The organism is Paenibacillus haidiansis (genome assembly GCF_036553665.1).
In the GTDB taxonomy this organism is placed as follows: Bacteria; Bacillota; Bacilli; order Paenibacillales; family Paenibacillaceae; genus Fontibacillus; species Fontibacillus haidiansis.
The window spans coordinates 1-9,552 of sequence record NZ_JAZHPZ010000032.1 but is presented as its reverse complement, the minus strand read 5'-3'; the positions used below and the strand labels follow the sequence as shown (position 1 = coordinate 9,552).

The 9,552-nt window shown below is 45.3% G+C and carries 10 protein-coding genes and 2 pseudogenes; 5 read left to right on the top strand and 7 right to left on the bottom strand.

Features of this window, described 5'->3' with window-relative positions; all coding sequences use genetic code 11:
• From V3851_RS26625 to V3851_RS26605, 5 genes are all read right to left on the bottom strand, one after another.
• Positions 1-1,055: phospholipase D-like domain-containing protein (locus V3851_RS26625; protein ID WP_331849417.1), on the bottom strand; the 1,055-nt coding region annotated here is incomplete at its 3' end.
• A 79-nt stretch (positions 1,056-1,134) separates the two neighbouring features.
• Positions 1,135-1,341, bottom strand: a complete 207-nt coding sequence (locus V3851_RS26620) for a DUF1657 domain-containing protein (RefSeq protein WP_029197844.1) — start codon at positions 1,339-1,341, stop codon at positions 1,135-1,137.
• Positions 1,342-1,429: 88 nt separating this feature from the next.
• On the bottom strand, positions 1,430-2,005 hold the full coding sequence (locus V3851_RS26615) for a CBO0543 family protein (RefSeq protein ID WP_331849416.1): 576 nt from the start codon (positions 2,003-2,005) through the stop codon (positions 1,430-1,432).
• Between the two features lie 59 nt (positions 2,006-2,064).
• Positions 2,065-2,538, bottom strand: a complete 474-nt coding sequence (locus V3851_RS26610; protein ID WP_331849415.1) for a hypothetical protein — start codon at positions 2,536-2,538, stop codon at positions 2,065-2,067.
• Positions 2,539-3,640: 1,102 nt separating this feature from the next.
• The gene (locus V3851_RS26605; protein ID WP_128630793.1) at positions 3,641-3,844 is read right to left on the bottom strand and encodes a hypothetical protein; all 204 of its coding nucleotides are present in this window, start codon (positions 3,842-3,844) and stop codon (positions 3,641-3,643) included.
• Between the two features lie 792 nt (positions 3,845-4,636).
• Here V3851_RS26605 and V3851_RS26600 point away from each other — a divergent pair.
• Positions 4,637-5,083 carry a hypothetical protein gene (locus V3851_RS26600; protein WP_128630794.1) on the top strand — a complete coding sequence of 149 codons (447 nt, stop codon included), beginning with the start codon at positions 4,637-4,639 and terminating at the stop codon, positions 5,081-5,083.
• Positions 5,084-5,281: 198 nt separating this feature from the next.
• On the opposite strand, the gene V3851_RS26595 is transcribed toward V3851_RS26600, so the two are convergent.
• On the bottom strand, positions 5,282-5,710 hold the full coding sequence (locus V3851_RS26595) for a cell wall hydrolase (protein WP_128635247.1): 429 nt from the start codon (positions 5,708-5,710) through the stop codon (positions 5,282-5,284).
• A gap of 781 nt (positions 5,711-6,491) precedes the next feature.
• Between V3851_RS26595 and V3851_RS26590 the strand changes: the two are divergent.
• The 3 genes and pseudogenes from V3851_RS26590 to V3851_RS26580 all read left to right on the top strand — a co-directional run.
• Positions 6,492-6,820: pseudogene (locus tag V3851_RS26590) on the top strand (hypothetical protein); the annotation flags it as partial.
• Positions 6,821-6,921: 101 nt separating this feature from the next.
• Positions 6,922-7,425 carry an Hsp20/alpha crystallin family protein gene (locus V3851_RS26585; RefSeq protein WP_331849414.1) on the top strand — a complete coding sequence of 168 codons (504 nt, stop codon included), beginning with the start codon at positions 6,922-6,924 and terminating at the stop codon, positions 7,423-7,425.
• Positions 7,426-7,494: 69 nt separating this feature from the next.
• A complete protein-coding gene (locus tag V3851_RS26580; RefSeq protein ID WP_128630795.1) occupies positions 7,495-7,842 on the top strand; it encodes a hypothetical protein in 348 nt (115 codons plus the stop codon).
• Between the two features lie 120 nt (positions 7,843-7,962).
• On the opposite strand, the pseudogene V3851_RS26575 reads toward V3851_RS26580, so the two are convergent.
• Positions 7,963-8,301: pseudogene (locus V3851_RS26575) on the bottom strand (beta-class carbonic anhydrase); the annotation flags it as partial.
• 893 nt (positions 8,302-9,194) lie between these two features.
• On the opposite strand from V3851_RS26575, the gene V3851_RS26570 reads away from it, so the two are divergent.
• Complete coding sequence (locus V3851_RS26570; protein WP_128635248.1) at positions 9,195-9,437, top strand: type II toxin-antitoxin system RelE/ParE family toxin; 243 nt, start codon at positions 9,195-9,197, stop codon at positions 9,435-9,437.
• Positions 9,438-9,552 lie beyond the last annotated feature (115 nt).

The following is a 9,552-nucleotide window of genomic DNA, read 5'->3' as shown; positions in this document are numbered from 1 at the left end:
GTCGCCTGCGTCAGGCAGATGAAATGCATTTCCCGAATGACCGGAGTAGGCAGCCCGGGATTGCCTTCGAATATCTGTATATAGACGTTATGCGAATCCTTGGATGGGGAAGCTTTTCCCATGTGGGGGCCTTCCATCGTTCCCAGCTCCGATCCCCATTCCCATCCGTATCCTCGTTCTGTTTTGCCGGATGGAAAGGGATGAATGGCTTTATCGTCAGAAAGTTGAGCCGATTCAGGGAGAAATTTTGCCTTTTTCGTTAAATGGAGCATGTCTGGTGACGCCATTTTCCAGTGAGCCTCAAAAACGGCTTTCACATCATCCGCTGTTTCACCGGTTAACCGCATATGAGTGTCGCGCCAAAAATCGACATCCGGCTTCATTCCGGTATACTCGTCCCCAACGTTGATTCCTCCCATGAAAGCTTCCTTTCCGTCGACGATGACGATCTTGCAATGATCCCGGTATGTCAAGTTGGATAGTACCCAGGGGAATCGCAAGGGAAAGATGGTCCTACATTCAATGCCTGCTTCCATCATCCGGCGAACCGCATGTTTGGGAAACGACCGGCTTCCCCAGCCATCCCTTATAAAACGAATGTTCACACCGGATAAAGCCCGGTCAATCAGCACATCTGTGATACGTTTACCGATATGGTCATTCCGGTATATGTAATATTCCAGATCGATTGTCTTTTGTGCGGCCTGAATTGATTGAAGGAGTTTTCCGTAGGTTTCCATTCCGTTCGTGAGGATTTGGACGTAACTGGTTCGAAGGCCACTGACAGACAAAGGTTGCAAAGCCCGAGCGATAACAAAAGCGGAGTCACCACATGCTGGAGGCAACGCTATCGGGTTATTGTGCGAAGAAACGAGCTTGTCCCGCCGCATTTGCACAGGATTCGTGACGAACAGGTAACAAACGAATCCGATAATCGGTAATACAAGTCCGACTGATATCCAAGTCAACGCTTTGGCGGGGCGGCGCACCTCCCGAACCGCAATAATGATCAATAGTGCCGTATTTACTAGCCATAATCCTGCTATCCATGCCAAGAAAATCAGCCTCCCAATCCAGTCATCTACGAGGGAATAAAGGGACAGCCATGCCGAGAAGAGATCGGCATGGCCTTTTTTAGAAACCTTTATACTGCGGTTCTTCCTGTTCAATTTGTTGTAACCGTGGAGTGACCTGGTCAATAATGTTTTGTGTCTGTTGCGCTGCATTTGTGAACGTGGTTTTGGCCTGCTGGTTTTGTGTATTTAACGCAAACTGTTCAAAGCTGGCCTGCGCGCTTTTTAATGAAGCTACAGCTGTTTTCACTTGAGAAGCTACCGTCATGTTGATCACCTCCTGAAATGGCATCCGTATGTAATATGTCAACCCGTCAGAAAAATAATGAATGGTAAAATTTGATGATTGGCTATTGTCAGGGGTTAGAGTCTTCCTGAAAAGACTTACCGCAATCTATGCCCTTCTTGGCAATGCTTGAAGCCAGCAAGTACAGCCCAACATAGATAGGAAACGAATATGTATGTTTCCAGTGAACGGGGTGGTATAAATCGGCCATTTGTGAAACCGGCTCGGCCACGAAAGCGGAAAATCCCCCAAATAGGAGAGCTTTGAACAACGGATGTATGCCAGACTTGTACTGGTGTAAGAACATAACCGTGACGGGAAGAAGTGAAAAATTCCATGGGAAATTGGCCGGCATGAACGGTATGACTTCCCAGTGATAATGCCAGAGTCCCATGGCAATATCAAGCTGGTCCAGCCACGATGACACGATAATCATCGTAAACCCGGATAGGAGAAAATGTCCCGTAGCTCTCTTATCCCGAAATCCGATCCAAAATAGCCAGGGGCATATCGATAAACCTATTCCAAACCACCATTGCCGCGTAAACAGTACGTGAGTGCGCCAAATGTCAGTCATGTTGCGGTGTGCTTCAACAATCAATTGATAGGCTTGTTCGATTGCATGATGAATCTGATTTTCGTCCACCGAGCCACCCCTTTCCGTTATCCGGATACCGATCATTTTTCATCCGATATGTGCCTGCTTTATATACGCGAGTTTCCATACAGTATATTCGACGTTACAAATACGCCAACCGGCGGCAACGAAGTTGAAGGCGGTTGCGGTGGGACATAGCCGCTATACCCCGCCAAGCTTATATCAGTTGTCGCTACCCAGGTTCCATATTCGCCCGCCTGTAAAGAGGGGGGGAGCATCTGCAGACGTCCGGTGAGAACCAGATGCCGAAGTTGAATCTGGACATCGTCATAGATGGTTAAATGGCCGGAGTAGGCGGCGTAGGGGAAATGAAACATGATCTGCTGCGCGCTTTCATTCCAGCTTCCTTCAATCGGAATCGGCGTTCCGCGAAATTGGATGGTGCCTTGAATTTGTTGGTCCGGCAAAACACGCATCACGAGTTTGCCCCACACAACCGGTCTTCCGGCGACAGATGCATGAACTCCCCATATGGAGAAAGGAGGTAAACTCTTTGTACTTGTTTGAGCCGCAACGGACATGATTCATCACTCCTCAAAGTTGGATCACGTCATTATATGCGTCCTCGAAAAAAATGCCAGTCACTGGGCATGAATTTTTTACAGATATAACCGAACATGATCAAGTAAAAGAAGATGGACAGTATCGTCATCGGGATGCGCCTTTGACTGCTTTTCTCTACCTGACTCGTTTTCCGGAAGTCGAATGGTCCAGCATAAGAACGCCGGTATAATTGATCAGTTGATCCGGTTCCAGACCCCACACATAAAATTTTTCGTGCGAAAAAAATTCGTAAAGCAATGGATATTTATTGTCCATTGATGGCGTCTTTCTCTTATATTGGTTGTTTCTTAATGCAGACAGGTTTCGAACAAAATTGTTTCAACCCATCCCAGTTGCCCCAGATGCAATTTTTACATCGATTCGGTTGTCTTGGGGCAGAGGTAGTCCGGTATTCAACGCTTGTACTGAATGTTCGTGACATGCAGGTATTCACCTTTCCAATTTTATGCAAACAGCATTTAAGTTGTCCAGAAACGAATCATCCTATTCCGCCAAGCAGTAATCCGCATCGTGAAAGTTCCGCTTGGATTCGATCCCATCTACCCTTGTCCCCTGCATACAAATATCAAAGGCCGGAGCTGCCCATTTTGGGCAACAGCCGGCCTTTTGGTGGTCCTATTTCGCAGGATAAGTTGTCTTCGAAAATTATACAATGAATTTTCCAACTAACGCACGGAGCAAGTCGGACATTTTGTTAAATCGGAATGCGGTTTGCAGCATTTCCTCGCTTTTCGCCGTTTGCTCCTCTGTCATGGTCGCCACCTCCTCGGGACAAAACGAAGTATGAATCGGTTCGTTAAAAAAACTACCGGCATTCTACCGATGGCTTGAATCGCAAACATTTTTCACACACTGATTCTCCCAGTTGTTGCAGAAGTCCTCATATACTTGCTCTACGCCACAGTCGGATATCATGTGCCTGGCCAAAAAGTCGTACCAGAACTGGTCGAAAGACAAGGGCATCCGGGTTCCATATTGGGAACGAAGGGTTACATAACGGTCCCAGATTTTGATTCGGAATGCTTCCAATTCATCACATCGCTCCATGTCGGTTCGCCTTTAAGCGACGCTTGTATCGCTTGATATTTCTGACGTTTTCGCTCTTTCTTCGGCCATCTTTTGAAATTGTTTCGCTCTTTCCAGATGAAAGGCATGCAATTGGTCGTGATACTGAGTCATTTTCATGTGCCAGTCGTACATTTGCCTGACATAAGCGGCGTGGTCATGCGTATACATGGGCATTGCCTGTTTGATAAACTGCAATCGAAACCATTCCTCCTTGGTAGATGAAGTTTGAAGAACTTACAACATCAGTCTATGGCAGACGCATAGAAGTGAAAACGGCATCCGCCCGGTTCCGGTCATTTTTACCGGGTTGGTTGTCTATATGCAGGCGGAAAATTTATCTTCTTCACCGACACCACGCTATCCTGCCCGTTCGTGAATCCGCTCTCTTTATGGAATTATTCGACATTGACTGATAACCCCTCCATTCCTCTAAAAAAACAATGTTCCGAATATATTTTTGTAAAAGGAACATCGGGAATTATGAGACTCGTATTGTCTAAAATATGCTGCTTCGATATACTGATTTCAATCATATTGTTCCGATACTCGCAGTAATAGGAACTTTCATTTGGGGAGAATACAGAAGCGAAATTGGGAACTAGGCTAGCTGATTGAGCATTTTACTCTTTTTCCGAACGAAATGCAGCAAATAGGGAATAAGAGCGGCGAGACAAGGATTGGTTTCGCGGTCATGTTCAAGTTTTTCCAATACGAGGCGCGATTTCCGTTCACAAATTTGAAGTCCCTAAAGCCGTCATTTCATACATTGCCAAGCAAATCGAAGTGCCGGCAGAACTGTATGCACAATACATTGGTTCTTCTGAGCGCATTCTTGATCAAGCAGCGCGCGTTTTATCTCCGTTGTTATGTTATAAATAGATTATATTCACAAGACGCAAATACCTTGGAGGGAGCAAAGAGAAACGGCCGAATTAACGCGTTAACGGAATACTTTTGGAATCATTGGTTTAAAATGCCATACTTTGTATGTATTTTCTTCTTGGTTTCGCCTTATCCTCTGCAGCAGCACAAAACGTTATTGTTATTCTAAAACAAGTCGTGGATATCACACCAACAAAAGATATAAAGCAGTTAATTCATAATTCAATCATGATTGCCTTTGGCCGATTTGATACCGAACATCAGAAGCTACTGTTAGGAAAACGGGTTGAAGGCGGCGAATTGGTCAATTATGTTCAGAAATTTCATGTTGAGGAGTATCTGAAAGGAACTGGCCCGCGGTTCCTTCCCATCTTATCCACCGGTTTTGAACCCCTACCAGACCCTAAACATCCGCTCAAAAAAGTATATCCCGGTCCTATGGCGGAAAGGGATATGTGTGTTTTATTAAACGTGTGGAAGGAAATTATTATGCAATTGCTGGGGGCTGGCAAGGAGTGTACCCCGTTTACGAAGGAAAAACAATTTCTCTGAAAGGTAGGTTGAACAAGTTATCCTTGGAAGAATTCGAAAGAATAATCAAATCACTGCAATAGTCTCCAGAGGAAAACGAAGAATGGCCCTGTCATCAAGAATTTGAACAGAGCCGTTTTTTTCCATTGTCCGACGCGAAAACGATATTGCTACCGCGATTGAATTCTGTCGAAAACGGCAATCGATTTATAAAGCAAATTAATACGTATTATAAACATTTTCGCAAGTTTCAGCTGCCGGTTCATAAAAGCAGTGAAGCTTATAACGTCCCGCGAGAGGCTGATTGTACCACGTCGGGGGACAATCGCCTTCCGGCCTAAAATACCACAAACTAAATTTTGCAGGCCAATGCCTCTCTCCGTTAATGCACCTTCGAGCCAGGCGTTTTTCTCGATCCCTGGCTTTTTGATAAAAGTAACCATGTAAAACAGCCTCGAAAGCATTCGGTAGAAATACCATTTGCGGAATGGTGCGCAAGCCTTTAAAATCGGAACAATTCGCTCTTATCCGATTAATGCCTACATTTCCGATAAGCAGCATACCGTATTCTCCTTCACCTTCCGCTTCGGCCCGAAGAAGTCTGGCCAAGAGCGCAACATCGCTTTCTCTCGCTTTCACAACAGCCATCATTTTTCACCTTCTTCTTGTGTTATAGCCATAAAATATTATGAATGGAACAGATGGGTGACTGCCTACCGATTCCAATGTTGATGTCCCGTTTATTGAAACAGGAAAGGCAGGCGCCGATATGGGCTTGGCCGTATTCGAACATGCCTTGCGAAGACAAGCAAAACCTTCATCGCACTGCAACTAATTGTGATGAACCACTAGCGCAAGCTTCAGAATCTTTTTATCCTGATTAAACCGCCTTCTTTCAGAAAATTGCTGGTTTTGGTAACATTCATGGCCGTTAAGCAAGACCTAAATAAAAGCTATTTAATGACCAAAAGGTTTTGCCCTCACAAATTTACTCCTTGTGCAGGACTGCCGAGTGGGGAGACCGCTCAGACGATTGCCGTGCGCTTTGCAAATCCTCTGTTTTCCGGGTGCGATAGATTTGATCGGCCAGTACCGGCTTCGAGTAACATTCGAAGCGTTTCTTGTACGCTCCCAGAGATTCGATCAGCGTCCTCCTTTCGTTGAAGCTGTTCCATCCTTGAAATGCATTGGCATTTATCCATTTGGACTCGCGTTGACAAAAAGGTCATCGCTTCATTTGATCAATATTTGAGAGAAGTTACCTGCATGCTTACCAAACCACCTGGGAACACATAGCCCCGGTGGTTTTCCTGTAAGCCTGGGTGTCATCTTTAGGGTGTGAGTTCCGAACGGGGGCTCGCGAGCGCCTACCGTAGCCCGAGGGGATGTCGGTTGTGAAGCCATAATCTGAAGGAGGCCGGATGCAAATCTTAATCGCTACCTCATGGGCTGGATTGGATATTTCTGGATGACAAAACAACCAGTGGAATAGGAGAAGGCTGCGGATATGTCTCTTGAAACAATGGAAACGGGTGCGCCCCCGTATTCGCGAACTCCGGGCGCTTGGAGTGCCTGATTGGGCTGCATTCATGATGGCTAATTCAAGGCGAGGTGTGGGAAATGTCTCGGAACATAAATAACGCCCTTCCAACTTCCTACTGCAAAAAGGAAATTATTAATTTTTGGATAAACTTAGTGCTTAGGTGTTGTGAGAGGACGGGGGTTAATTGCCTGCCTCCAACTCGATTGGAGCAGTAGTTCACATTCGTGCTGAAACCAATCTGCCTGTAAATAGACGAATGTCAAATTAGTTTGATCTCAAGAGACATTCTTTTGGAGGCCGAAACTTTATCGGGCTTTTGGAAACAGGCGTTGAACAATCTCTGTTAATTGCTCGTAAAACCCGGAAACAGGGCGACCTTGTGTTGTCGTACGTCTGTTACATAACTGGTAATACGTTCCAAAAATTCAGGATTCGCGGAGATGTACAAATCGGCGCGCGTCTAGGATTTGCAACCCCTCGTATTGATGTATTTGAGAATGAACATGAAGTAATTGTTTCTTGTGAAATCCCTGGTTTGGATAAAAAAGAGAACCTTCATATCGATGTGGATGAAAACATGCTTACAATTAGTGGGACTATAAAGCAAGCGAATGAAATGAAACAGGAACAAATAAACCGCAAAGAACGGTTTGTTGGACGATTCCAGCGGGCGGTGTCTTTGCCAACACGCGTTCAAACGGAAGGAACGACTGCAACGTATCGCAACGGTATCCTTGAAGTTCGCATGCCGAGATTAAAATCCGATACCCAACGGCAAATTGATGTGCAGTTGATTAAAATGTATAGGGGCGTTACATGAAAAATGGGCACTTGCACACAATAAGCTTTGGGGGATAAAGTCCTACAATATTGAAGGAGGTCAAAGATCGTGTATCAACAAAACCTTTCACAGCAAGCAAGCCAATGCGCGCAGATTATTAAACAGTTGATCCAGCAAACGCAGCAATCGAGCAACATGTATCAGCAAATGTTGCAACAGGAGCAGCAAAACGCCGCCCAACTGGATCAGCTGGCCCAGAAAGAACGTAAAGCAGTTCAAACCATTCAATCTGTTCTGCAAGGACATCAAACTGCAATTCAGCAGATGCAGCAGGCGATGCAAATTTGTTCTCAGCTTCAACAAACAGCGCAACAACAAGCCGGCATGCAGAATGCGGGCTTGTCAATGGCTCAAAGCTGGCAGAATCAGAATTTGCAGCCACGGCAGTATCAATAAAACAGCTAACGATCGCTCTCTTTAAAAAGAAGGCGGTCGTTTTTTTACCTGACTATGCGTATGCCCCAAAAATAGCTAAATAGGTTGTAGCGTAGCCTTGGGATTTTTCTGTAAATCCTTTTAATTTTGTTTATAACCATCTACTATTAAATCTAACTTTCCTTCTGGGTTGATTACGAGGCCATGAACTGGAACGTTTTTTTGGTAGCAGAGGGTGATTCTTGACCGCCTGCAAGCTGGCTTATACTGAATCCTCAACACTATCAAAATCGAATAACCATTGTTGTAAATTAATTCCCGCCTTTTCGATGGTGTCGATAGTTTCAGTAGATATGCCTTTCTCCTTCATTTTTTTAAGGCTTCGCTAGGATCAACATAGCTCATGCCGCAATCGTGATGTCCGAAAACAAACACTTCATCAGCATTTAATTCATATACCGCGACAATAACGCTTCGCATTCACCTGTTTCCAATGGCTTGCCCACCCGCAGGAGACACTATGCGAGCTCAAGCGGCTGCTTCGTCCAGGCGGAATGGTGGCATTCACTACGTTCGGAACGGAGACGTTTCGAGAGCTGCATACCCCATTCGAGCTATCTTACCGCGCGCAGGGCCTGGAGCCGCAGCGCCACGGCCTGCCGCTGCATACAGCTAAGAAGTGGAACGTAATGCTGGCCGCAGACGGGTTTAAGAACCCGCAGCGCTGCCAAAACGTCCGCATCAAACGGTACCCAACGGAGCGCGATTTTCTCCATGCGATAAAAGTGGTCGGCGCCAGCGCCTCGGTAGCCTCCCCTTCCGGAAGGGCTGCGCCTATTTCACGACATGTTCCAGCACTATGAAACGCGATACGGCGACCTTAATGGCGTCCTTGCGACGTATGAGCCGCTGTGCTCCGAAATAAAGTATCGCCGAAAGTCGAGGATGAAGAACAGGAAACCGTCTACGGAACTTCGCGTATATTGACGAAGCGAATAATCATAAACAGCTAAATCCTTAGGGTATGAAAAATGACAGGGACAACGATGGCTTAGTGCAAAAATTTACATATGCATCTTTCGTCTGGGAAAATTTTAATTCTGCATGTTTGGTTGTGGGGGAGACAAATAGACTACCGGAACTACTGATTACGGTAGCCTATTTTCTCTATATACAAGGAGGGGACTGTACCCCATCATAAGTATATACACCGAAGAGGTTGTATAAGTACAATTATCGAGGCGGAACGAGGTCAGTTTAAAACATTTTATTTTAAGACTCATTTGTGGTTTTTTAAAAAAAGTGTTCTCTCGAATACACAGGGACGTATGTGTAATCAATAAAAAATCAATTAGGGCAAGGGATATTGGGGAATTACACAGTGTACGTTCTTCAATATTGCCATACTGAAACGAGGTTACCAATTCATTGTCGTGTATCCGTATTTAGTTTTTTATCGTGTCATTGAAAATACGGTGATTATCCATCGAATTTTGCATGGCCGTAGGGATTATCTCGTGAGTTATTTGGTCCTTAATGAATACATTACGCTCCCTCGAAATAATTCAGTTTCCTCACTCAGACTCATGAATTCGCAGGATTTTACCCTGAGCTAAACATGAAAGCAAAGAATCCAGGGGGAGTCGGTGGCTGGGGACTATAGAAAGGGCATGCGGGAACAAGGGTGTTGTGTCCAATACCCACTTTGTTCCATATCATGCACGTCTCCAC

Coding starts and splice junctions, on each gene's coding strand:
- V3851_RS26610 (WP_331849415.1), bottom strand. CDS start 2,538: ATGTCCGTTGCGGCTCAAACAAGTACAAAGAGTTTACCTCCTTTCTCC.
- V3851_RS26620 (WP_029197844.1), bottom strand. CDS start 1,341: ATGACGGTAGCTTCTCAAGTGAAAACAGCTGTAGCTTCATTAAAAAGC.
- V3851_RS26595 (WP_128635247.1), bottom strand. CDS start 5,710: ATGGCTGTTGTGAAAGCGAGAGAAAGCGATGTTGCGCTCTTGGCCAGA.
- V3851_RS26600 (WP_128630794.1), top strand. CDS start 4,637: ATGTATTTTCTTCTTGGTTTCGCCTTATCCTCTGCAGCAGCACAAAAC.